This window comes from Streptomyces sp. NPDC093598 (assembly GCF_044764825.1).
GTDB lineage: Bacteria > Actinomycetota > Actinomycetes > Streptomycetales > Streptomycetaceae > Streptomyces.
On sequence record NZ_JBIWIV010000009.1, the window covers coordinates 178479 to 200881 of the forward strand.

Consider the following 22403-nt stretch of genomic DNA (forward strand, 5'->3'; position numbering starts at 1 on the left):
GTGCCCGGGGGCCTCCCGGGAGCCGCCGGTTGTCAGTGGTGTTTGGTAAGAATGCAAGCGTGAGCAGCGAGAACGAACAGGCGGGCGGCGGGGCGGAGGGTGCGCCGCCCGAGCAGCTCGCGCTCATCCGGGACAGTGTGCGCAAGGCCAAGACGCCCCGGGCCAAGCCGCGGACCTGGCGGGGAGCCGCGCTCGCCAAGGAGCTCCCCGTCGCCCGCGTCCTCGTCGACAAGGGCGTGCTCCATCTCGACCGCTACTTCGACTACGCCGTGCCCGAGGAGCTGGACGCGGACGCCCAGCCGGGCGTGCGGGTGCGGGTGCGGTTCGGCGCCGGGCGGCACCGGGTGCGGGAGGGCCGACGCGAGGGCGGCGGCCTGATCGACGGGTTCCTCGTCGAGCGGCTGGCCGAGTCCGACTACTCCGGGCCGCTGGCCGCCCTCGCCCAGGTCGTGTCGCCCGAGCAGGTGCTGAGCGAGGAGTTGCTGGGCCTGGCCCGGGCGGTCGCCGACCGGTACGCGGGCAGCCTCGCCGATGTCCTGCAGCTCGCCGTACCGCCGCGCAACGCACGCGCCGAGCAGCGGCCCTCCCCCGAGCCGCTGCCACCGCCCCCGGCGCCCGAGGCGGGATCCTGGCAGCGCTACGAGCGGGGCGCGGCCTTCCTGGAGTCGCTCGCCTCCGGCGGAGCGCCCCGGGCCGTGTGGAACGCGCTGCCCGGCCCGCAGTGGAGCGAGGAGCTGGCCCGGGCCGTCGCCGCGACACTGGCCTCCGGGCGCGGGGCGATCGCCGTCCTGCCCGACGGACGGGCCGTCGCACGGGTCGACGCCGCCCTGACCTCCCTGCTGGGGGAGGGACGGCACGCGGTGCTCACCGCCGACGCCGGCCCCGAGAAGCGGTACGCGCAGTGGCTCGCGGTGCGACGCGGTTCCGTACGGGCCGTGATCGGGACCCGGGCCGCGATGTTCGCGCCGGTCCAGGACCTCGGCCTGGTCGCCCTCTGGGACGACGGCGACGACAGCCACAGCGAGCAGCACGCCCCGCAGCCCCACGCCCGCGAGGTGCTCCTGCTGCGCGCCGCCCAGGACAGGTGCGGCTTCCTGCTGGGCAGCTGGGGCTGCACGGTGGAGGCCGCGCAGCTCGTCGAGAGCGGCTGGGCGCGGCCGCTCGTCGCCGGCCGGGACCAGGTGCGGGGAACCGCGCCGCTGGTACGGACCGTCGGGGACCAGGATCTCGCCCGGGACGAGGCCGCCCGGGCCGCCCGGCTGCCGACCCTCGCCTGGCAGGCCGTCAGGGACGGCCTGCGGCACGGCCCGGTGCTGGTGCAGGTGCCCCGCAGGGGGTACGTACCGCGTATGGCGTGTGCCGGCTGCCGGGCGCCCGCGCGGTGCCGGCAGTGCTCCGGGCCGCTGGAGGCGCCCGACGGCGGTGCCTTGAACTGCGGATGGTGCGGACGCGAGGAGAGCGGCTGGCACTGCCCCGAGTGCGGCTCCTTCCGGCTGCGCGCCTCGGTCGTCGGGGCCCGGCGCACCGCCGAGGAACTCGGGCGGGCCTTCCCCGCCGTGCCGGTGCGCACCTCGGGGCGGGAGCACGTGCTCGACACGGTGCCGGGAGCGCCGGCGCTGGTCGTGAGCACGCCGGGGGCCGAGCCCGTCGCCGAGGGCGGGTATGCGGCGGCGCTGCTGCTGGACGGCTGGGCGATGCTCGGGCGACCCGATCTGCGGGCCGGGGAGGACGCGTTGCGGCGGTGGATCGCGGCCGCGTCCCTCGTCCGGCCGCAGTCGGCCGGCGGCACGGTGGTGGTCGTGGCCGAGCCGACGCTGCGGCCCGTGCAGGCGCTCGTACGGTGGGATCCCGTCGGTCACGCGGTGCGGGAACTCTCCGAGCGGGCCGAGTTGGGGTTTCCGCCGGTGTCGCGGATGGCCGCGGTGTCGGGGCCCGCGGAGGCGGTGGCCGACTTTCTCCGCACGGCCGAACTGCCGCCCGAGGCCGAGGTGCTGGGACCGGTGCCGTTGCCCGTCCCCGCCGCCGGGCGACCTCGGCGGGCGGGGGCGCCGCCGCCCGGGGAGCGGTGGGAGCGGGCGTTGCTGCGGGTGCCGCCGGGGAGAGGCGCCGCGCTGGCCGCCGCGCTCAAAGCGGCGCAGGCCGCGCGGATGGCCCGGGGGAGTGGCGGTGGGGCCGGAAACGGGGCTGGGGTCTGGGTGCGGGTCGATCCGGCCGACATCGGGTGAGCCGCGGCGGGCGGTAGCGGGCGTCGTCCGGGTGGGGCTTCGGCCGGATACGCGGCTGCCCTCCCGGAGGCGTTCCGAGAGGGCAGGGCAGAGAGTGCGTCAGCCGTTGCGCGGGCCGGGGAAGGCCGTCGGCCTCGCCTCGTCGCGGAGTGCGGGACTGCCGGCTGTCGGCTGTGTGGGCATGGAGCGCGCCGCCGGGACCGTCGGGAGACCGGTGGTCACCGTGACCGAGCGGCTGCCCGACGGCTCCGGGGTGCGCTCCGGCTCGGGAGCGGCCGCCTGGGCCGTGGCCCGGCGGGCGCCGTAACGGCGGTGGACCGCCTGTTTGGTGACTCCGAGTGCGGAGCCCACCGCGTCCCACGAGAAGCCGAGTGAGCGATCGAAGTCCACGGCCGCCGTGACCAGCGTCTCGACGCTGTCCCGCAGCTCCTGGGCGAGACGTACCGTCGGGGCGGGGGCGCGTCCGTAGACGACGAAGCCCGTGGAGGAGCCGGAGCGGCGCGGGCGGTAGACGTTGCCCAACTGGGCGGTGAGTGTGCGCAGTGCGTCCACCTGCCGGCGGACCCGCTCGATGTCCCGCACCAGCAAGTGCAGGCTGGCCCGAGCCTGGGCGTCGTGGGTTGCGTGGTCGGCCATGAACAAGCCTCTCGAACCGGCGTTGAAAGGAATGGGCCGCGATCGCGGCCCGTTGTGGTCAACTCTGTCTTGACCAACGCGGATTCGCTCCGCGGGTCACGGTGTGGGGGCGTGGGGGCATATGCGTGCGCCCGTTTGCGCGGGGTGTGCGCCTCGGCCTGCGGCCTTCTGGCTCTGGTCTCCCAGCCGCGCACCGCCCGTCGCTGTCCCTCCAGAGGCCCGGCTCTCCCGCGGGGGCCGGGCACCGTCGGCGGCTTTCCGTTTCCGGCTCATAGACTTGGGCGTTGCCCGTCATCGCCCCCGCCCGAGAGGCCCCCACCACCCCATGAAGCTCGTCTTCGCCGGTACACCCGAGGTCGCCGTTCCCGCTCTGGACGCTCTGCTCGCCTCCGGGCGGCACGAGGTGGCCGCCGTCGTCACGCGTCCCGACGCGCCGGCCGGGCGCGGACGCAGGCTCGTCGCGTCGCCCGTCGCCGAGCGGGCGGAGGAGGCCGGGATCGAGGTGCTGAAGCCCGCGAAGCCGAAGGACCCCGAGTTCCTGGAGCGGCTGCGGGAGATCGGGCCGGACTGCTGCCCCGTCGTCGCCTACGGAGCGCTGCTGCCCCGGGTCGCCCTCGACGTCCCCGTGCACGGCTGGGTCAATCTGCACTTCTCCCTGCTGCCGGCCTGGCGCGGAGCCGCACCCGTGCAGCACGCCATCATGGCCGGCGACGAGATCACCGGGGCGTCGACCTTCCTGATCGAGGAGGGACTGGACTCCGGGCCGGTGTACGGCACGGTGACCGAGGAGATCCGGCCCACCGACACCAGCGGGGATCTGCTGACGCGGCTGGCGTTCGCCGGTGCCGGGCTGCTGGCGGCGACCATGGACGGCATCGAGGACGGCACACTGAAGGCCGTACCGCAGCCGGCCGACGGGATCAGCCTCGCCCCGAAGGTCAACGTCGAGGACGCCCACCTCGACTGGACCGCGCCCGCGCTGCGCGTCGACCGGATGGTACGGGGGTGCACCCCGGCTCCCGGCGCCTGGACCACGTTCCGCGGTGAGCGGCTCAAGCTCATCCAGGCCGCCCCCGTGCCCGACCGGACGGACCTCGCCCCGGGGCAGATCGCCGCCGGGAAGAACAACGTGTACGTCGGCACCGGCTCGTACGGCGTCGAACTGCTGTGGGTGCAGGCCCAGGGCAAGAAGCCGATGCGGGCCGCGGACTGGGCGCGCGGGGTGCGGATCGGCGAGGGTGAGCGGCTCGGCGGCTGAAGCCGGCCGGGGCGGGGCCGACGACGCGGCTCGGTGCCACGCCGCCGGTTCTCCCTTTTCCCGGCTGCCGGTTCTCCCCTTTTCCCGGCGGCGTAGGCTGGACGGCGCACTTCTTCTCACACCCGGAGCACCTTTTTCGTGAGCGAACAGCCCCGTCGAGCCCGCACGTCAGGCAAGCCCTACCGCCGGCCCAAGAAGGACCCCGTCCGCATCCTCGCCTTCGAGGCGCTGAGGGCCGTGGACGAGCGGGACGCCTACGCCAACCTCGTTCTGCCGCCCCTGCTGCGCAAGGCGCGGGAGAAGGAGGGACCCGAGACGTTCGACGCCCGGGACGCGGCCCTCGCCACCGAGCTGGTGTACGGGACGCTGCGGCGGCAGGGGACGTACGACGCGGTCCTGGCGACCTGCGTGGACCGGCCGCTCGGGGAGGTCGACCCGCCGGTGCTGGACGTGCTCAGCCTCGGCGCGCACCAGCTGCTCGGCACGCGGATCCCGACGCACGCGGCCGTGTCCGCGACCGTCGAGCTCGCGCGGGTCGTGCTCGGCGACGGGCGGGCCAAGTTCGTCAACGCCGTGCTGCGCAAGGTGGCGCAGCACGATCTGGACGGCTGGCTGGAGCGGGTCGCGCCCCCTTATGACGAGGATCCCGAGGACCATCTCGCCGTCGTCCACTCGCACCCCAGGTGGGTCGTGTCCGCGCTGTGGGACTCCCTCGGCGGCGGGCGCGACGGTGTCGAGGAACTGCTGCGCGCCGACAACGAGCGGCCCGAGGTGACGCTGGTGGCGCGGCCCGGGCGGGCCACCGCCGAGGAACTGCTCGAAGAGGACGCGGCGGTACGGGGGCACTGGTCGCCGTACGCCGTGCGGCTGACCGAGGGCGGGGAGCCGGGGGCCATCGCGGCCGTGCGGGACGGACGTGCGGGGGTGCAGGACGAGGGCAGCCAGCTCGTGGCGATCGCCCTCGCCAACGCGCCCCTGGACGGGCCCGACCGGCGCTGGCTGGACGGGTGCGCGGGGCCGGGCGGCAAGGCGGCGCTGCTCGGCGCACTGGCTGCCGAGCGGGGTGCCCTGCTCGTCGCGTCCGAGAAGCAGACCCATCGCGCCGGCCTCGTGGCGAAGGCGCTGGACGGCAATCCCGGGCCGTACCAGGTGATCGCCGCGGACGGGACGCGTCCGGCGTGGCGGCCCGGCAGCTTCGACCGGGTGCTGGTCGACGTGCCGTGCACCGGCCTCGGCGCCCTGCGCCGCCGTCCGGAGGCGCGCTGGCGGCGCCGCCCGGAGGACCTCGAGGGCTTCGCGCCGCTGCAGCGCGGGCTGCTGCGCACCGCCCTGGAGTCGGTGCGGGTCGGCGGTGTCGTGGGCTACGCGACCTGCTCGCCGCACCTCGCCGAGACCCGGGCCGTCGTCGCCGACGTGCTCAAGCAGCATCCGGACGCCGACCTCGTCGACGCCCGGCCGCTGCTGCCCGGCGTACCGGATCTGGGCGAGGGGCCCGACGTGCAGCTGTGGCCGCATCTGCACGGGACCGACGCGATGTACCTGGCGCTCATTCGCCGGACCGGCTGACCCCCGCTCCCACGGTCGCCCGGTCCGGTGCGCCGCCGTCGTGGCGCGCCAGCCGGTGCGGCCACCACACCTTCGGCCCGACGTCCAGGAACAGCGACGTGACGAGGACCGAGCGGACGACGAAGGTGTCGATGAGGACGCCGAGGGCGACCGTGAAGCCGATCTCGGCGAAGGCGACCATCGGAAGGGTGCCGAGGGCGGCGAAGGTGCCGGCCAGGACCAGGCCGGCGGAGGTGATGACCGCTCCGGTTGCGGCGAGGCCCGTGACCACGCCCGCTCTGGTGCCCTGGCGGGCCGCCTCCTCCCGGATGCGGGTGGTCAGGAAGATGTTGTAGTCGATGCCCAGGGCGACCAGGAACACGAAGACGAACAGCGGGAAGTCGGTCGCCTCGCCCGCGTAGTCGAAGACGTACCGGAACGCGAGCGCGCTGATGCCGAGGGCCGCCGCGAACGACAGGATCACCGTGCCGATCAGCAGCAGCGGGGCGATCAGGGCGCGCAGCAGGACGCACAGGATCAGCAGGACGACGACCAGGACCAGCGGGATGATCAGCACGTTGTCGTGCGTGGTCGCCTCGTCCATGTCCAGCAGGGCCGCCGTGCCGCCGCCCACCTTGGCGTCGGCGTCGGGCACCGCGTGCACGGCGTCCCTCACCCGCTCGACCGTCTGTTTGGCGGCCTCGCTGTCCGACGGGGCGGTCATGGTGGCCTCGAAGAGGACCCTGCCCTCGGCGGCCGGTTCGGTGCCGGGCGGCAGACCGAGGGACTGGGGGACCACACCCTGCGTTCCGGCGACCGCGCGGCCCACCTGCACGGCCTGCGCCTGGTTGCTGACGATGACGAGGGGGTCGCCGCTGCCCGCCGGGAAGTAGCGCGCCGAGACCTCCTGCCCGGTGATCGAGTCCGGTTTGCCGGTGAACGCGTCCGCGTTGCCGATGCCCTCCGCGCGCAACTGGATCAGGCCCAGCGAACACACCGCGAGCGCGATCGCCGTGACGCCCCAGGTCATCCGCGGGCGGCGGGCGATACGGCGGCCCGTGCGGGCCCAGACGCCGCGCTCGGTCGGGTCGGGTGTGCCGTGGTGCGGGATCACCGGCCAGAAGATCCATCGGCCGAAGATCACCAGCAGGGCCGGGAACAGGCTCATCATCGCCAGCAGGGCGACGGCGACACCGATCGCGGCCACCGGCCCCAGGCCGCTCGTGGAGTTCATCTCGGCGGCCAGCAGCACCAGCATGCTCAGCACGACCGTCGCACCGGAGGCGAGCACGGCAGGGCCGGCCCGGTGCAGCGCCAAGGCCATCGCCTCGTGCCGGTCCTCGTGCCGGCGCAGTTCCTCCCGGTAGCGGGCCACCAGCAGCAGGGCGTAGTCCGTCCCCGCCCCGAAGACCAGCACGGTGAGGATGCCGGCGCTCTGGCCGTTGACCGTCAGGCCCGCGTGCTCGGCCAGCAGGTAGATCAGCGCCTGGGCGGTGAACAGCGCGCAGACCACCGCGATCAGGGGGACCAGCAGCAGGGTCAGGCTGCGGTACGTGATGAGCAGCATGACGACGACGACCGCCATCGCCGAGAGCAGCAGGGTCGAGTCGATGCCCTCGAAGGCCTCCGCGAAGTCCGCGGACGTGCCGCCCGGGCCCGTGATGTGCACGGCCAGACCGCCGTCGCCCGTACCGACGTCGTCCCGGATGGACTCCACGGCGGGGGAGATCCGCTCCCAGCCCTCCTCGTCCATCATGATCGGCACGAGGACCTGCGCCGCCCGCGGATCGGCCTGCCGGTCGAACACCGGCCCCCGCGTCTGCTCGCCGAGGATGCCGTGGTCACGCAGCTGCTTCAGCTGCGTGACGTCCTCGGCGATCTCCGTACGGTCCTGCGCCGTCAGGCCGCTCTCCTGCGCGTAGATCACCACCGCAGGGATCTGCTCCGGCCGGAAGTCCTCGGAGATCTGGAGCACCTGCGTCGACTCCGCGGACCCCGGCAGCCACGACGCGGCGTCGTTGTCCTGCGCGTCGGTGAGCTTCATGGCGAACGGCGCGGCGACGAACAGGACGACCACCCAGAAGACCAGCACGAGCCATTTGGCCCGCCGACCGCAGACGAGATGCGCGACGCCCTGCTTCATGCCAACCCCCTCCACGGGAGCGCCCCCTCAGGGGCGCGGGGATCTGCGCGACCAGCCGCGTACGGCCCGCACCCGACCGACCACCCGGGACCGATGCCCACAACCCCCGGAGGGCATGGCAGTCTTAGGACATGGCCGCGCAGATCAACCCCAGCATCCTCTCCGCCGACTTCGCCCGCCTCGCGGACGAGGCGAAGGCCGTGGAGGGAGCCGACTGGCTCCACGTCGACGTCATGGACAACCATTTCGTCCCGAACCTCACGCTCGGTGTGCCGGTCGTGGAGTCGCTCGCCCGTGCGACGGACACCCCGCTGGACTGCCATCTGATGATCGAGGCCCCCGATCGGTGGGCGCCCCAGTACGTCGAGGCGGGGGCCGGTTCCGTCACCTTCCACGTCGAGGCCGCCGCAGCCCCGGTCCGGCTCGCCCGGGAGATCCGCGCCAAGGGCGCCCGCGCCTCCATGGCGCTGAAGCCCGCGACCCCCATCGAGCCGTACGAGGACCTGCTCCCCGAGCTCGACATGCTGCTGATCATGACGGTCGAACCGGGCTTCGGGGGACAGGCCTTCCTCGACATCATGCTTCCGAAGATTCGCCGCACCCGCGAGTTGATCAGCAAGCACGGACTGGAGCTCTGGCTCCAGGTCGACGGCGGAGTTTCCGCCTCCACCATCGAGCGGTGCGCCGACGCCGGAGCCGACGTCTTCGTGGCCGGATCGGCGGTCTACGGGGCAAACGACCCGGCCGAGGCGGTACGTGCACTACGCACCCAGGCGGAGGCCGCGACGGCGAAGGCCTCCTGGGCCTGCGACCACTGAGCCACAGCAAAGTGAACGGCTCTCATCAGGGCTGATCATCCGCGCCACATCTGCAAGGATGAACGGCGAATCCAGAGTGTGAACAGCAGTGAGGAGATCGCCGTGTCGGGTATGTCGGCGGGCCGGTCAGCCATGCGGATGGGACCCGCTGAGCTGGTGCAGGCGGCGGCCATGGCCCGCCGCTTCTACCTCGAGGGCAAGTCCAAGATCCAGATCGCGGAGGAGTTCGGCGTCAGCCGCTTCAAGGTGGCCCGGGTCCTGGAGACCGCCCTCGAACGGGATCTCGTACGTATCGAGATCCGTGTGCCTGCGGAGCTGGACGCCGAGCGCTCGGACGCGCTCCGCGCCCGCTACGGCCTCAGGCACGCCGTCGTGGTCGAGTCCCCGGCCGAGGCCGAGGAGACACCCGACCCCGAGAACCTGGGAGAGGTGGCCGCCGACCTGCTCGGCGAACTGGTCGACGAGGGTGACGTGCTGGGCCTGGCCTGGGGCCGCTCCACCATCCACATGGCGGCGGCGCTCGACCGGCTGCCGCCCTGCACGGTGGTGCAGCTGACAGGCGTGTACGACGCCGGGACCGCCGAGCGCGGCTCCGTCGAGGCCGTGCGCCGCGCCGCCCAGGTGGCCGGCGGGGACGCACACCCCATCTACGCGCCCATGCTGCTGCCCGACGCGGCCACGGCCGCGGCGCTGCGCAACCAGACGGGCATCGCCCGGGCCTTCGAGCACTTCGACAAGGTCACCGTCGCCTGTGTCTCCATCGGCTCCTGGGAACCGGGCATCTCCACGGTGCACGACATGCTCAGCGACGAGGAGCGGGCGCACTACGCCTCCCTCGGTGTCGCCGCAGAGATGTCCGCGCACCTCTTCGACGCCGAGGGACGCCGGGTCGGCCGGGACCTGGGCGAGCGGTGCATCACCGTGAAGGCCGACCAGCTCCGCCGGATCCCCGAGGTGGTGGCGATCGCGGGCGGGCAGCGCAAGGGGCCCGCGATCGACGCGGTGCTGCGCTCCGGGCTCGTCACCAGCCTGGTGACGGACACCTCGGCCGCGGACTACCTGATGACGGCCGGACCGGCGCCGAAGTCCGCGCTCAACCGGTCCGACCCGGACGGAGTCTGACGGGTGGCCGGCCAGGCGCACGGAGTGCACGACCCGGCGGGCCGGATCGTGGTCGTCCTGGACCTCGACGGGGTCACGGACAAGGCGGGCCTCATGGACCGCTGCGCCCGTGACCTGGCCCTGCCCGAGTGGTTCGGCCGCAACTGGGACGCCCTCGCCGACTGCCTGGCCGACCCCGCCCTGTGGCCCGAGGGGGCCGGGGAGCGCGGGCTGCTGGTCGTCGTGCGGGGCTGGCGGACGTACGCCGAGACCCGGCCCGACGAGTGGCAGGTCGCGGAGGAGATCTTCGCGGAGGCGACGGACCGGGGCCCGGGCCTCTTCGTCACCCTCGGCCTTGGAGCATCCTCCGAACGGGCCCCTGACCAGCCTGGATGATCCGCTGGGGGTCGTGCACGGGTTCGGCATGGGAGAATGAAGTACGTGCTCTTTCCCCCTGGCCGGCCGGTCCGGGGGTCACCTCTGATCGACTGGGATGTGCAGCACGTGCGTTTCCTCAATGACATCCAGCCCGGGTACGACCTGACGTACGACGACGTCTTCATGGTGCCGAGCCGCTCCTCGGTGGGCTCGCGGCAGGCCGTCGACCTCGGCTCCCCGGACGGCACGGGCACCACCATCCCGCTCGTCGTCGCCAACATGACCGCCATCGCCGGCCGCCGCATGGCCGAGACCGTGGCCCGCCGCGGCGGGCTCGTGGTGATACCGCAGGACATCCCGAACGACGTGGTCACCGACGTCGTCTCCTGGGTGAAGAGCCGGCATCTGGTGCTGGACACCCCGATCATCCTGTCCCCGCACCAGACCGTCGCGGACGCCCTGGCCCTGCTGCCCAAGCGCGCGCACGACGCCGGTGTCGTCGTCGACGAGAACCACAAGCCGGTCGGCGTGGTCACCGACGCCGACCTGTCCGGCGTGGACCGCTTCACCCAGCTCGCCGAGGTCATGTCCCGGGACCTGCTGCTCATCGACGCGGACATGGACCCGGGCGAGGCCTTCGACACCCTCGACCACGCCAACCGCCGCTACGCCCCCGCGGTGAACAAGAACGGCACGCTCGCCGGCATCCTGACCCGCAAGGGCGCCCTGCGCGCCACGCTCTACACGCCGGCCACGGACGCCCGGGGACGGCTGCGCATCGCCGCCGCCGTCGGCATCAACGGCGATGTCGCGGGCAAGGCCCAGCAGCTGCTGGACGCGGGTGTCGACGCGCTCGTCATCGACACCGCGCACGGCCACCAGGAGTCGATGATCAGCGCCCTCAAGCTGGTGCGCGACCTCGACCCGCAGGTGCCCATCGTCGCGGGCAACGTGGTCGCCGCCGCGGGCGTGCGCGACCTCATCGAGGCGGGCGCGGACATCGTCAAGGTCGGTGTCGGACCCGGCGCCATGTGCACCACGCGCATGATGACCGGAGTCGGCCGGCCGCAGTTCTCCGCCGTCCTGGAGTGCGCCGCCGAGGCGAAGAAGTACGGCAAGCACGTGTGGGCCGACGGCGGCGTCCGCCACCCGCGCGACGTGGCCATGGCCCTCGCGGCCGGCGCCTCCAACGTGATGGTCGGCTCCTGGTTCGCGGGCACCTACGAGTCCCCGGGCGACCTCCAGCACGACGCCCAGGGGCGCGCGTACAAGGAGTCCTTCGGCATGGCGTCCGCGCGGGCCGTGCGCAACCGTACCTCCGAGGAGTCGGCGTACGACCGGGCCCGCAAGGCGCTCTTCGAGGAGGGCATCTCCACCTCCCGCATGTTCCTCGACCCGGCCCGCCCGGGCGTCGAGGACCTGATCGACTCGATCATCGCGGGCGTCCGCTCCTCCTGCACCTACGCCGGTGCGGGCTCCCTGGAGGAGTTCGCCGAGAAGGCCATCGTCGGCATCCAGAGCGCCGCCGGCTACGCGGAGGGCAAGCCCCTGCACGCGAGCTGGAACTGACGGCTCTCCACGCCCTTTCGCACGGCCCCCGTCGACCCGCCCTGCGGAAAAATCGGGGGCCGTTTCGCGTGCGCCGGCCCTACCGTCGGCGCCTGGGAACAGCCGAGTGCAGGGCCGGGGACATCGAGGCGCTGGAGCGCTGCATGCCGTCGCACAGCACCGACGGCAACCACGCCGCGGGTGTGAGGCGCCCCAGGTGCGGGCCGTACAGCCGGGTGCCCGGAGATAACGGCCTCTTCACTCTGGCCCGCACCGCTCCGCTCCCAAGGCATCGGCAGCGCCCTGGTGCACACCGCCGAGCGGCTGGCGCGGGAGCGCGGGATCGTCGTCAGGTGGCCTCGGCGTCGGGGACGGAAACCCCCGCGCGGCGGCGCTCTGCGCCCGGCTCGGATACCTGCCCTCCGTGGCGTACGTCGACCGGTGGTCCACCTGGACGCCGACGGCCTACGGCAGGAGCAAGCCGATCCCCTGCGTGATCCTGGTCAAGACCCTTCGACGGCTCCCGGTGCAACGGTCGACAGCCGCCCCGCAACGAACACCCGCCCAGCCCCGGGGAACGCAATGATCTTGCGGGGATGCGCAAGGTTGCTGCATTACACGGGCAACGCCGCTCCTCATAGGCTGTCGCCTCGTACGTGGCGTGGCGGGGACTCCGCTCGGTGGGTCCCTGCTCAAGGGCGCCCCCGGTCCCTGCCGCCCTGACCGGCAGCGAAAAGGAGCCAGCGCGTGCTCGACCAAGGCGCACCCCCGCAGAACCCAGGCCAGACAGCCGCCCCCGCGCCCCCCGGCACGGGCGCGCGTCTCATGCGCCGCAAGCCCGTGGAACGCCTGGTCGCAGAGGGTGGCCAGGGCGAGGGAGGGTCGCTGCGCCGCACCCTCGGGCTGTGGCAGCTCACCATGATCAGCATCGGTGCCACCCTCGGCACCGGCATCTTCGTCGTCCTCGGCGAGGCCGTCCCCAAGGCGGGCCCGGCCGTCACGCTCTCCTTCGTCATCGCCGGCCTCACCGCCCTCTTCTCGGCCCTGTCCTACGCCGAGCTCGCGGGCACCATCCCCGTCGCCGGCTCCTCGTACTCGTATGCGTACGCAACGATGGGCGAGCTGATCGCCTGGATATGCGGCTGGTGCCTGGTCCTGGAGTACGGCGTGTCGGTCGCCGCCGTCGCCGTCGGCTGGGGCGAGTACCTCAACGAACTGCTCGACGGGACCATCGGCGTCACCATCCCCGCCGCCCTGTCCGCCCCGCCCGGCGACGGCGGTGTGTTCAACCTCCCGGCGCTGATCGTCGTGCTGCTCGCCATGGCGTTCCTGCTGGGCGGCGCCCGCGAGTCGGCCCGCGCCAACACCGTCATGGTCGTCGTGAAGATCGGCGCGCTGGTGCTGTTCTGCGCCATCGGCGTCCAGGGCTTCCGCTCCGGCAACTACGACAACTTCATGCCGCTCGGCATGGCCGGGGTCAGCGCGGCGGGCGCCACGCTGTTCTTCTCCTACATCGGCTTCGACGCCGCCTCCACCGCCGGTGAGGAGGCGAAGAACGCCCAGCGCGACCTGCCCCGCGCGATCATGCTGTCGCTCGTCATCGTCACCGCGCTGTACGTCCTGGTCGCGGCCGTCGCGGTCGGCGCCAAGCCCTGGAGGAACTTCACCGACTCCGAGGCCGCCCTCGCCCAGATCATGCGCGAGGTCACCGGGCAGGGATTCTGGGGGACGCTGCTCGCGTTCTGCGCCGTCATCGCCATCGCGAGCGTGGTGCTGACCGTCCTGTACGGCCAGACCCGCATCCTGTTCGCCATGTCCCGCGACGGTCTCGTGCCGAAGGTGTTCGGCAAGGTCCACCCGAAGACCGGCGCCCCCCGCGCCAACACCCTGATCGTCTCCCTGTTCTGCGGTGTCCTGGCCGCCGCGATCCCGCTCGGGCAGCTCGCCGACGCCACCAGCATCGGCACCCTCTTCGCCTTCGCCCTCGTCAACGTGGCCGTCGTGGTGCTGCGCCGGACCAAGCCGGACATGCCCCGCACCTTCCGCGTGCCGCTCTCCCCGGTCCTGCCCGCGCTGGGCTTCGCCTTCTGCCTCTGGATGATGGGCAGCCTGTCGACCGTGACCTGGGTGGTCTTCGGTGTCTGGATGGCCGCCGGGCTCGTGTTCTACTTCGTGTACGGCTATCGCCGTTCCCGACTCGCGCCATCCGAAAAGTGATCAACCCACTGTGCTGAACGATCTCGACGAACGCATCGTGCACGCCCTCGCCGAGGACGCCCGCCGCTCCTACGCCGACATCGGCGGGCTCGTCGGCCTGTCCGCGCCCGCCGTGAAACGGCGCGTGGACCGGCTGCGGGCCACCGGAGCCATCACCGGCTTCACCGTACGGGTGGACCCGGGCGCCCTCGGCTGGGAGACCGAGGGGTTCGTCGAGATCTACTGCCGCGGTAACACCTCCCCGGAGACCATCCAGCGGGGCCTGGAGCGCTACCAGGAGGTCGTGGCCGCGTCCACCGTCACCGGGGACGCGGACGCGATCGCCCAGGTCTTCGCCTCCGACATGCGCCACTTCGAACGGGTCCTGGAGCGGATCGCCGGGGAGCCGTTCGTCGAGCGGACCAAGTCCGTGCTCGTGCTCTCGCCGCTGCTGCGGCGCTTCTCGTCGGGTTCGCCCACGTAAGTCTGTGGCCCGCCCGGGGCGGCACCTCTAGCATCGGTGTCATGACCTGGCGACATTGATCCACCAGCCGCGCCTCCCGAGGACCGCCTCGGCCGCCGTACCTCCGGCGTCCGATCCGTCCTTCCGGGAAGGCCTCATGACACTCACACCCGCACGCGTGCCCGCCACCGGTGTCCGTCGGCTGACGACCACGCTGTACGGCTACGCGTTCCTCGACGACTTCGTCCTGCTCTACCCGGTGTACGCGCTGCTGTTCGCCGACACCGGCATGTCGCTCTGGCAGATCTCCTCCCTGTTCGCCCTGTGGTCGGTCACCGGCGTGGTGCTGGAGGTCCCCTCCGGCGCCTGGGCCGACGCCGTGTCGCGTCGGAGACTGCTGTGGATCGGCCCGCTGCTGACCGCCGCCGGCTTCGCGCTGTGGGTGGCCGTCCCGTCGTACGGGGCCTTCGCGGCCGGCTTCGTCCTGTGGGGCGCGGGCGGAGCCCTCGGTTCCGGCGCGCTGGAAGCGCTGGTCTACGACGAGCTGGACCGGCTCGGTGCCGCCGGCCGCTACGCGCGGGTCATGGGCCGGGCCCGGGCCGCGCGGCTGCTGGGCACCGTGGCATCCATCGGCCTCGCGGGACCCGTCCTTGCCCACGGCGGCTACGCGGCCGTCGGTGCCGCGAGCTTCCTGGCCTGTGTGCTGGCCGCCGTCACCGCGACCCGCTTCCCCGAGCACCGGGTGCGGCCGGAGAGAACCGGCGACAGCTGGGCGGCGACCCTGCGCGCCGGACTCGCCGAGGTCCGCGGCGACCGGCCGGTGCTCGGCGCCCTGCTGCTGATCCCGGCCGTCGCCGCGGTGTGGGGCGCGCTCGACGAGTACGCCCCGCTGCTGGTCCGGGACCTCGGCGTCGCCGAGGCCACGGTGCCCTACCTGATCATGCTGATCTGGGCGGGCGTCACCCTCGGCAGCCTCCTGACCGGACCGGCCGAGCGCCTCGGCACGACCGGGCTCGCGGCGCTGCTCGCGGGTGCCGCCCTCGCCCTGGCCGTGGGAGCCACGGCCCGCTCCCTGGCCGGTGTCGCCCTCGTGAGCCTCGCCTTCGCGGGGTTCCAGCTGGCCGAGGTGCTCGCCGACGTCCGTCTCCAGCACCGCATCGACGAGTCCCGCCGGGCCACGCTCACCTCCGTGGCGAGCCTGGGCACCGAGCTGGCCACGGTCGCCGCCTTCGGCGTGTACGCGCTGCTCGGGACGGACCTGGCGCACAGCACGGTCTTCGCGGTTCTGGCGATTCCCTACCTGGTGACGGCCCTGGTGTTGGCTAGAGCTCGGGCTGCCAGGGCACGACGGTGAAGTCGCCCGTCCCCTTCAAGACCTTCTCGAAGGGGGCGGAGCTCACGCACTTGGGCAGCTCCTTCGTCTCGACGGGGCTGCCCGTGGACGCCCAGCTGTAGCCGAGCCGGTCGTGGCGGCCGAGGTCGTGGACGGTGACGCCGACCCGCTTGCCCTCGGCACCCGGGAGGTCGGACTCGGTGATGACGCCGGAGACGACGGCCACCTTGCCGCCGGTCACCAGACAGTCGACCTTCGCCAACGCCCGGGCGCCCTTGCCGTTCAGGTAGTGGCTGAACTCGAAGGTGCCGGTGGCCTTCATCGGGTCGGCGGTGTCCCGGGCCGCCAGATGTGCGTCGAAGGAGAACGTGATGTCGTCCCCTGCCGAGCGGTACAGCTTGGCGGTGCCGGTGAGGGCCGCGGCCTCCCGCTGCCGGGGCGCGTCCGACGCGGTCGCGGCCGAGGCCGCCCCGGCCGTGAGCAGCAGCGCGGAGCCGAGCACGACGATCTTCGTAAGGCGCTTCATTGCGTTCCTTTCCGCAGGTCGAGTGGACAGCCCTTACTCTCCCGGCGCGGCCGGGACAGGACATCGCGCTCGGGGCGGGACCCCGCCTCCGCCGTCCGGCGGGGGCGACCGTACGGAGCTGCGCTCCGAGGAGGAACGGGGGTCCGACCCGGGGCGCGCAACGAATCGCCGCCCGGCCCCGCGCGCACGCAACGAACCGTTCACCGGCGCGCAACGGCTCCTTCTTGTCCGCCCTGGTCAGCCGCCCGTACCGTCTACGTGGCCCCTCCAACCCTTCCGCCCGGTGAGGAACACGCATGCGCACCGCCCTGCTCCAGAGCTCCGGCCGGCCCGGCTCCACCGTCGAGAACCTCAAGGTCCTCGACGAGGCCGCCGGCCGGGCCGCCGCCGCGGGCGCCGGGCTGCTGGTCACGTCCGAGCTGTTCCTCACGGGGTACGCGATCGGCGACGAGATCGGCCGCCTCGCCGAGCCCGCCGACGGCGACTGCGCGGACGCCATCGCCGAGATCGCGACGAACCACGGCCTGGCGATCGTCTACGGCTACCCCGAGCGGGCCGGCGACACCGTGTTCAACTCCGCCCAGCTGATCTCCGCCGACGGCACCCGTCTCGCCAACCACCGCAAGACGCACCTCTTCGGCTGCTTCGAGCGCGACCACTTCACGCCCGGCGACCAGCCGGTCGTCCAGGCCGAGATCGACGGCCTCCGGGTCGGCATCCTGATCTGCTACGACGTGGAGTTCCCGGAGAACGTCCGCGCCCACGCCCTCGCCGGCACCGACCTGCTGGTCGTCCCGACCGCGCAGATGCACCCGTTCCAGTTCGTCGCCGAGTCGATGATCCCGGTGCGCGCCTTCGAGAACCAGATGTACGTCGCGTACGTCAACCGGGCCGGCCGGGAGGGTGACTTCGAGTTCGTGGGGCTGTCCACGCTCGCCGGGCCGGACGGGATCGCCCGGACCCGGGCCGGACGCGGCGAGGAACTCGTGCTCGCCGACGTCGACCCGGCCTTCCTCGCCGCGTCGCGCGAGAACAACCCGTATCTGCACGACCGGCGCCCCGGCCTGTACGGCTCGCTCGTCTGAAACCCCCTGAACCGTCCGTTCGCATCTGTGCAAGGAGTCCGTACCCCATGACGTCCACCGTGCCCAACGCCGTCGAGCACGCAGACGCGCAGCAGCCGCCGATCACCATGTTCGGCCCGGACTTCCCCTACGCGTACGACGACTTCCTCGCCCACCCGGCGGGCCTCGGGCAGATACCCGCGACCGAGCACGGCACGGAGGTCGCGGTCATCGGCGGCGGCCTGTCCGGCATCGTCGCCGCGTACGAGCTGATGAAGATGGGCCTCAAGCCGGTCGTGTACGAGGCCGACCAGATCGGCGGCCGGCTGCGCACGGTGGGCTTCGACGGGTGCGACGAGTCCCTCACCGCCGAGATGGGCGCGATGCGCTTCCCGCCGTCCTCCACGGCCCTCCAGCACTACATCGACCTCGTCGGCCTGCAGACGCGGCCGTTCCCCAACCCCCTCTCCGAGGCGACCCCGTCGACCGTCGTCGACCTCAAGGGCGAGTCGCACTACGCCGAGACGATCGGCGACCTGCCCCAGGTCTACCGGGACGTCGCCGAGGCCTGGAACCGCTGCCTGGAGGAGGGCGCCGACTTCTCCGACATGAACCGCGCCCTGCGCGAGCGGGACGTGCCGCGCATCCGCGAGATCTGGTCCCGGCTCGTCGAGAAGCTCGACAACCAGACCTTCTACGGCTTCCTCTGCGACTCCGAGGCGTTCAAGTCCTTCCGGCACCGCGAGATCTTCGGCCAGGTCGGCTTCGGCACGGGCGGCTGGGACACCGACTTCCCGAACTCCATCCTGGAGATCCTGCGCGTCGTCTACACCGAGGCAGACGACCACCACCGCGGCATCGTCGGCGGCTCCCAGCAGCTGCCGCTGCGCCTGTGGGAGCGCGAGCCGGCGAAGATCGTGCACTGGGCCCAGGGGACGTCGCTCGCGAGCCTGCACGAGGGCGGTGAGCCCCGTCCGGCCGTGACCCGGCTGCACCGCACCGCCGGCAACCGCATCACGGTGACCGACGCGCGCGGCGACATCCGCACCTTCCAGGCGGCGATCTTCACCGCCCAGTCGTGGATGCTGCTGTCGAAGATCGCCTGCGACGACTCGCTCTTCCCGATCGACCACTGGACCGCGATCGAGCGCACCCACTACATGGAGTCCTCGAAGCTCTTCGTGCCGGTCGACCGGCCGTTCTGGCTGGACAAGGACGAGGAGACCGGCCGGGACGTCATGTCGATGACGCTCACCGACCGTATGACGCGCGGTACTTACCTGCTGGACGACGGCCCGGACAAGCCCGCCGTCATCTGCCTCTCCTACACCTGGTGCGACGACAGCCTGAAGTGGCTGCCGCTGTCCGCGAACGAGCGGATGGAGGTCATGCTGAAGTCGCTCGGCGAGATCTATCCCAAGGTCGACATCCGCAAGCACATCATCGGCAACCCGGTGACCGTCTCCTGGGAGAACGAGCCCTACTTCATGGGCGCGTTCAAGGCCAACCTGCCCGGCCACTACCGCTACCAGCGGCGCCTGTTCACGCACTTCATGCAGGACCGGCTGCCCGAGGACAAGCGCGGCATCTTCCTCGCCGGCGACGACATCTCCTGGACGGCCGGCTGGGCCGAGGGCGCCATCCAGACGGCCCTCAACGCGGTCTGGGGCGTCATGCACCACCTCGGCGGCACGACCGACCCGACCAACCCGGGCCCCGGCGATGTCTATGACGAGATCGCGCCCGTCGAGCTGCCGGAGGACTAGCTCCGGAGCGGCGGTTCGGCCAGCGGCGTGAGCAGCATGCGCCCCGCGAAGCCCACCGCCGTGTCCAGGTGCTCCGTGAACTCCTCGGCGACGTCGGGGAGTTCACGAAGGGCCCACAGGGCCCGGGCCGCCGTCCACGCGGCGTCCCGCGCGCGGTCCAGGCTCCAGGAGCCGAGCAGGTGGGTCAGCGGGTCGGCGATCCGGAACAGGTCGGGGCCCGGCATCAGATCATCGCGGATGCGCTCCTCCAGCGAGACGAGGAGATCGCCCACCATGTCGAACTCGTCCTCCAGATCGACGGGTGCGCAGCGGAGCGTACGGCAGGTGTCCACGACGGCCAGCGCGAGATCGTGCCCGATGTGCGCGTTGATGCCCGCCAGCGCGAACTGCAAGGGGCGTACCCCGGGATGGCGGCGGAACTGGAACAGCGGCCGCCAGCAGGCGGGCGGGCGCCGCTCGTCCGCCGCCGTCTCGACGGCTGCGAGATACCGCTGCGCGAACCGTACGTCCAGCGTGATCGCGGCGTGGGCGTCCGCGAACCGCCCGGTGTCGACGTACCGGTCCACCGCCTCCGTCACGGCGAGGTAGACGCGGTTGAAGACCGCCACCCCGTCGCTGGGATGCAGGGCCGCGTCGAGGGCGCGCATCCGGGAGATGACTGCGTCGACCGGAGTGTCCACGGCTGGAGGGACTTGTTCGCATCGCGGCATGCGGGCAGAGTCGCAGCTCTAGGCTGGCGGAAGTACCGGCGGGCCCGGCGCTTCCCCGAAACGGGGGAACACCGCCCGCCGCAGGGGGAGGGGGAGCAGCACCGTGTCAGGCTCGCGCGCCCAGCGCCTGGCCGCCCGCAGGGCCGGGCGCAGGCGTGCCGCCCGGCGCGCCGCGATGGTCGTGGCGGCCTCGCTCGTGGTCGCGGCCGGCGCGGTCGCGGGGGTTCTCGCCGCGTTCGACGACGGGCGCGCCTCGGACGAGGCCGGACCTCCCGAGGCGTCGGCCTCTCCACGCCTGGCGCCCCTGCCGGCCGTGCCGTCGCCGACCGCACCGGCCACCGCCGAGTCCGCCTCGGCCTCCCCCTCGCCGTCGCCGTCCGCACGCAGGACGCAGAGCCCCACACCGTCGAAGACCGAGAAGAAGCGGGAGCGCACCCCCACCGTGGCCGGACGGCTCTACCGCCATCCCGACTCCCAGGTGCTCGCGTGGGTCCGCTCCCACCCCGGCGACCCCCGGCACGCGGTCATCGCGTCCCGTATCGCCGAGCGGCCCGCGGCCGTCTGGTTCGCCGACTACTCCCCGCAGACCGTCACCGCCCGGGTCGCCGCGGTGACCTCGGGCGGTGCCGCGCTGGGCCGGGTGCCCGTCGTCGTGCCGTACGCCGTCCCCGGCCGGGACTGCGGCGGCCACTCCCAGGGCGGGGCGCCCGACCTGGACGCGTACGACGCCTGGATCGACCGGTTCGCGGCGGGTCTGGGCTCCGGCGAGGTCATCGTCGTCCTGGAGCCGGACTCGGTCGCCCAGGCCGAGTGCCTCTCCGCCGGTGAACGCGCGGACCGCTTCGCCTCGCTGGCCCGGGCCGGCCGCGTCCTGAAGTCCGCCAACCCCCGGGCCCGCGTGTACTTCGACGCGGGACACTCGGGCTGGAACGCGCCCGGCAAGCAGGCGGCCTGGCTCAGGCAGGCCGGTGCCGCCTCGCCCGAGTCCTCCGACGGGATCTTCAGCAACGTCTCCAACTTCCACACCACCGCCGACGAGGTCGCCCACGACCGGCGGGTGCTGGACGCGCTCGGCGGCCCGGCGGGCCTCGGCGCCGTCATCGACACCAGCCGCAACGGCAACGGCGCCCCGGCCGACGGCGAGTGGTGCGACCCGTCGGGACGCAAGCTCGGCCGGGCCCCGACCCTGAGCACCGGCGAGTCCCGGATCGACGCCTACCTGTGGGTGAAGCTGCCGGGGGAGTCGGACGGCTGCAGGGGCAGGCCGGGGACGTTCACGGCGTCGTACGCCTACGACTTGGCGTCGTCGTAGGAGGAGGTGCCCTCGTCCAGCAGGGGCGTCTGCGTCTTGAGGTGGGGCGGGGCGAAGGCCCGCAGGGCGTGGTAGCCGGTGATGACCACCACCGTGCCGAGCGCGATGCCGCTCAGCGAGAACGTGTCCGTGAACTTCAGGGAGACGTTGCCGACACCGATGATGATGCCCGCGGCCGCCGGGACCAGGTTCAGCGGATTGCGCAGATCCACCTTGGCGTTGATCCAGATCTGCGCGCCGAGCAGGCCGATCATGCCGTACAGGATGACGGTGATGCCGCCGAGCACCCCGCCCGGGATCGCCGCCACGACCGCGCCGAACTTCGGGCAGATGCCGAACAGCAGGGCGAAGCCGGCGGCGGCCCAGTAGGCGGCCGTCGAGTAGACGCGGGTCGCGGCCATCACGCCGATGTTCTCGGAGTACGTGGTGTTGGGCGGGCCGCCGACCGCGGTGGACAGCATCGAGCCGACGCCGTCGGCCGCAATCGCCGTGCCGAGCTTGTCGTCCAGCGAGTCACCGGTCATCTCACCGACCGCCTTCACGTGCCCGGCGTTCTCCGCGACCAGCGCGATGACGACCGGCAGAGCGACCAGCATCGCCGACCACTCGAACGACGGGGCGTGCAGGGTCGGCAGCCCGATCCAGTCGGCCTTGCCCACGCCGGACAGGTCGAGCCGCCAGTGGTCGGTGAGCTTGCCGCTCGCGTCCACCGAGTGGATCTTGCCGAAGACCAGGTCGAACACCCAGGAGATGCCGTACCCGAAGACCAGCCCCAGGAAGATCGCGATCCGGGACCAGAACCCGCGCAGACAGACGACAGCCAGACCCGTGAACAGCATGACCAGCAGGGCCGTCCACTGGTCCTGCGGCCAGTACGTCGAGGCCGTCACCGGGGCCAGGTTGAAGCCGATGAGCATCACCACCGCGCCGGTCACGATCGGCGGCATCGTGGCGTGGATGATCCGCGCCCCGAACCGCCGCACGGCCAGCCCCACCAGGAACAGCGCGCCCCCCACGACGAACACCGCTCCGGTGACGGTCGCGCTGCTGCCGCCCTGCGCCCGGATGACCGCCGCCACGCCGACGAAGGAGAGCGAGCAGCCCAGGTAGCTGGGCACGCTGCCGCGGGTGGCGAGCAGGAACACGACGGTCGCGACGCCCGACATCATGATCGCGAGGTTCGGGTCCAGGCCCATCAGGACCGGGGCCACGAAGGACGCCCCGAACATGGCCACGACGTGCTGGGCACCGAGCCCGGCCGTGCGGGGCCAGGAGAGCCGCTCGTCGGGGCGGACCACCGCGCCGGGCGCCGGGGTGCGTCCGTCGCCGTGCAGTTTCCAGCGGACGCCGAGATCCATGGTGCGGTTTCGCTTTCGTCGGG

18 protein-coding genes are annotated in these 22403 nt (G+C 72.7%); 13 read left to right on the forward strand and 5 right to left on the reverse strand.

Annotated features, from left to right (window positions below):
* The first annotated feature begins 59 nt into the window (after positions 1–59).
* A complete protein-coding gene (locus tag ACIRDU_RS25365; protein WP_403583018.1) occupies positions 60–2225 on the forward strand; it encodes a primosomal protein N' in 2166 nt (721 codons plus the stop codon).
* Positions 2226–2324: 99 nt separating this feature from the next.
* Here ACIRDU_RS25365 and ACIRDU_RS25370 read toward each other — a convergent pair whose 3' ends face one another.
* Positions 2325–2861 (reverse strand): hypothetical protein, encoded by a 537-nt coding sequence (locus ACIRDU_RS25370; RefSeq protein ID WP_403583021.1) that lies wholly within the window; start codon positions 2859–2861, stop codon positions 2325–2327.
* 325 nt (positions 2862–3186) lie between these two features.
* On the opposite strand from ACIRDU_RS25370, the gene fmt reads away from it, so the two are divergent.
* Together fmt and ACIRDU_RS25380 are read left to right on the forward strand one after the other, a co-directional pair.
* Positions 3187–4119 carry a methionyl-tRNA formyltransferase gene (gene fmt / locus ACIRDU_RS25375; RefSeq protein WP_403583024.1) on the forward strand — a complete coding sequence of 311 codons (933 nt, stop codon included), beginning with the start codon at positions 3187–3189 and terminating at the stop codon, positions 4117–4119.
* Positions 4120–4257: 138 nt separating this feature from the next.
* Positions 4258–5685 (forward strand): RsmB/NOP family class I SAM-dependent RNA methyltransferase, encoded by a 1428-nt coding sequence (locus tag ACIRDU_RS25380; RefSeq protein WP_403583027.1) that lies wholly within the window; start codon positions 4258–4260, stop codon positions 5683–5685.
* Here ACIRDU_RS25380 and ACIRDU_RS25385 read toward each other — a convergent pair.
* Positions 5666–7807 (reverse strand): MMPL family transporter, encoded by a 2142-nt coding sequence (locus ACIRDU_RS25385; RefSeq protein WP_403583030.1) that lies wholly within the window; start codon positions 7805–7807, stop codon positions 5666–5668. The two genes, ACIRDU_RS25380 and ACIRDU_RS25385, sit on opposite strands and share 20 nt — an antisense overlap.
* A 131-nt stretch (positions 7808–7938) precedes the next feature.
* Between ACIRDU_RS25385 and rpe the strand changes: the two genes are divergently transcribed.
* The 7 genes from rpe (at position 7939) to ACIRDU_RS25420 (ending at position 15665) form a co-directional block, all read left to right on the forward strand.
* On the forward strand, positions 7939–8625 hold the full coding sequence (gene rpe / locus ACIRDU_RS25390) for a ribulose-phosphate 3-epimerase (RefSeq protein ID WP_031138926.1): 687 nt from the start codon (positions 7939–7941) through the stop codon (positions 8623–8625).
* A gap of 78 nt (positions 8626–8703) precedes the next feature.
* Complete coding sequence (locus ACIRDU_RS25395) at positions 8704–9747, forward strand: sugar-binding transcriptional regulator (RefSeq protein ID WP_184843610.1); 1044 nt, start codon at positions 8704–8706, stop codon at positions 9745–9747.
* 3 nt (positions 9748–9750) lie between these two features.
* On the forward strand, positions 9751–10122 hold the full coding sequence (locus ACIRDU_RS25400; protein WP_403583032.1) for a barstar family protein: 372 nt from the start codon (positions 9751–9753) through the stop codon (positions 10120–10122).
* A gap of 108 nt (positions 10123–10230) precedes the next feature.
* Positions 10231–11673, forward strand: a complete 1443-nt coding sequence (locus ACIRDU_RS25405; protein ID WP_403583034.1) for a GuaB1 family IMP dehydrogenase-related protein — start codon at positions 10231–10233, stop codon at positions 11671–11673.
* A gap of 726 nt (positions 11674–12399) precedes the next feature.
* Positions 12400–13869 (forward strand): amino acid permease, encoded by a 1470-nt coding sequence (locus ACIRDU_RS25410; protein ID WP_403583036.1) that lies wholly within the window; start codon positions 12400–12402, stop codon positions 13867–13869.
* A 10-nt stretch (positions 13870–13879) separates the two neighbouring features.
* Positions 13880–14332 (forward strand): Lrp/AsnC family transcriptional regulator, encoded by a 453-nt coding sequence (locus ACIRDU_RS25415; RefSeq protein ID WP_031138916.1) that lies wholly within the window; start codon positions 13880–13882, stop codon positions 14330–14332.
* A 136-nt stretch (positions 14333–14468) separates the two neighbouring features.
* Positions 14469–15665, forward strand: a complete 1197-nt coding sequence (locus tag ACIRDU_RS25420) for an MFS transporter (protein WP_403583037.1) — start codon at positions 14469–14471, stop codon at positions 15663–15665.
* Here the strand turns inward: ACIRDU_RS25420 and ACIRDU_RS25425 are convergent.
* Positions 15634–16170 carry a Repetin gene (locus ACIRDU_RS25425; RefSeq protein ID WP_403583039.1) on the reverse strand — a complete coding sequence of 179 codons (537 nt, stop codon included), beginning with the start codon at positions 16168–16170 and terminating at the stop codon, positions 15634–15636. The genes ACIRDU_RS25420 and ACIRDU_RS25425 overlap by 32 nt on opposite strands.
* A gap of 296 nt (positions 16171–16466) precedes the next feature.
* Here ACIRDU_RS25425 and ACIRDU_RS25430 point away from each other — a divergent pair, with 296 nt between their 5' ends.
* Positions 16467–17255: a carbon-nitrogen hydrolase family protein gene (locus ACIRDU_RS25430; RefSeq protein ID WP_403583040.1), complete on the forward strand. Its 789-nt coding sequence runs from the start codon at positions 16467–16469 to the stop codon at positions 17253–17255.
* A 47-nt stretch (positions 17256–17302) separates the two neighbouring features.
* Positions 17303–19000, forward strand: a complete 1698-nt coding sequence (locus ACIRDU_RS25435; RefSeq protein ID WP_403583041.1) for a flavin monoamine oxidase family protein — start codon at positions 17303–17305, stop codon at positions 18998–19000.
* On the opposite strand, the gene ACIRDU_RS25440 is transcribed toward ACIRDU_RS25435, so the two are convergent.
* Positions 18997–19710, reverse strand: a complete 714-nt coding sequence (locus ACIRDU_RS25440; RefSeq protein WP_403583044.1) for a DUF5995 family protein — start codon at positions 19708–19710, stop codon at positions 18997–18999. The genes ACIRDU_RS25435 and ACIRDU_RS25440 overlap by 4 nt on opposite strands.
* 175 nt (positions 19711–19885) lie before the next feature.
* Here ACIRDU_RS25440 and ACIRDU_RS25445 point away from each other — a divergent pair, with 175 nt between their 5' ends.
* Positions 19886–21022, forward strand: a complete 1137-nt coding sequence (locus ACIRDU_RS25445; protein WP_403583236.1) for a glycoside hydrolase family 6 protein — start codon at positions 19886–19888, stop codon at positions 21020–21022.
* On the opposite strand, the gene ACIRDU_RS25450 is transcribed toward ACIRDU_RS25445, so the two are convergent.
* The gene (locus tag ACIRDU_RS25450; RefSeq protein ID WP_403583046.1) at positions 21001–22380 is read right to left on the reverse strand and encodes a uracil-xanthine permease family protein; all 1380 of its coding nucleotides are present in this window, start codon (positions 22378–22380) and stop codon (positions 21001–21003) included. The two genes, ACIRDU_RS25445 and ACIRDU_RS25450, sit on opposite strands and share 22 nt — an antisense overlap.
* Positions 22381–22403 lie beyond the last annotated feature (23 nt).

What these genes read in the sequence shown, in the direction of transcription:
- ACIRDU_RS25430 (WP_403583040.1), top strand. Translation starts at nt 16,467, where the DNA reads ATGCGCACCGCCCTGCTCCAGAGCTCCGGCCGGCCCGGCTCCACCGTC.
- ACIRDU_RS25435 (WP_403583041.1), top strand. Translation starts at nt 17,303, where the DNA reads ATGACGTCCACCGTGCCCAACGCCGTCGAGCACGCAGACGCGCAGCAG.
- ACIRDU_RS25370 (WP_403583021.1), bottom strand. Translation starts at nt 2,861, where the DNA reads ATGGCCGACCACGCAACCCACGACGCCCAGGCTCGGGCCAGCCTGCAC.
- ACIRDU_RS25420 (WP_403583037.1), top strand. Translation starts at nt 14,469, where the DNA reads ATGACACTCACACCCGCACGCGTGCCCGCCACCGGTGTCCGTCGGCTG.
- ACIRDU_RS25385 (WP_403583030.1), bottom strand. Translation starts at nt 7,807, where the DNA reads ATGAAGCAGGGCGTCGCGCATCTCGTCTGCGGTCGGCGGGCCAAATGG.
- ACIRDU_RS25440 (WP_403583044.1), bottom strand. Translation starts at nt 19,710, where the DNA reads ATGCCGCGATGCGAACAAGTCCCTCCAGCCGTGGACACTCCGGTCGAC.
- ACIRDU_RS25425 (WP_403583039.1), bottom strand. Translation starts at nt 16,170, where the DNA reads ATGAAGCGCCTTACGAAGATCGTCGTGCTCGGCTCCGCGCTGCTGCTC.
- rpe (WP_031138926.1), top strand. Translation starts at nt 7,939, where the DNA reads ATGGCCGCGCAGATCAACCCCAGCATCCTCTCCGCCGACTTCGCCCGC.
- ACIRDU_RS25450 (WP_403583046.1), bottom strand. Translation starts at nt 22,380, where the DNA reads ATGGATCTCGGCGTCCGCTGGAAACTGCACGGCGACGGACGCACCCCG.
- fmt (WP_403583024.1), top strand. Translation starts at nt 3,187, where the DNA reads ATGAAGCTCGTCTTCGCCGGTACACCCGAGGTCGCCGTTCCCGCTCTG.
- ACIRDU_RS25445 (WP_403583236.1), top strand. Translation starts at nt 19,886, where the DNA reads ATGGTCGTGGCGGCCTCGCTCGTGGTCGCGGCCGGCGCGGTCGCGGGG.